Source organism: Ventosimonas gracilis, assembly GCF_001580025.1.
Taxonomy (GTDB): Bacteria; Pseudomonadota; Gammaproteobacteria; order Pseudomonadales; family Pseudomonadaceae; genus Ventosimonas; species Ventosimonas gracilis.
Genome location: NZ_LSZO01000126.1, coordinates 1 through 319, shown reverse-complemented (window position 1 = coordinate 319; position 319 = coordinate 1). Strand labels below are relative to the sequence as shown.

Genomic DNA, 319 nt, shown 5'->3' with positions numbered 1-319 from the left:
GGTTTTTGCTTTGATCGTCGGTAATGTAATTAACCAATCCGGCAAAGCTCGATTTAGCCAGCGAGTGCATCGCAATATGCTTGGCAATCACGATGCCAAACCCTTGCCCGCCGATACCGACTTGATCAGCTTGCGCAACTCCGATTGCGTGCCGTCAATCCGGTGCAGCAGGCGGTTAATCTGGTCTGTACCAAACCGCGCGGTGCGTGCGTCATTATCCAGCCACAACTTTTGCAAAGGGTCTTAGGAAGCAAACATGTTTTTATGGCATGATAACTTCCTGATATGACTGGTAAAAATAGGTACTTCAAACGTTCGA

General features: G+C 48.3%; 1 protein-coding gene. It reads right to left on the bottom strand.

Annotated elements, in window-relative coordinates; translation table 11 throughout:
• Window positions 1-87: 87 nt before the first annotated feature.
• Complete coding sequence (locus AXE65_RS13835; protein WP_160330600.1) at window positions 88-237, bottom strand: hypothetical protein; 150 nt, start codon at window positions 235-237, stop codon at window positions 88-90.
• Window positions 238-319: the final 82 nt, after the last annotated feature.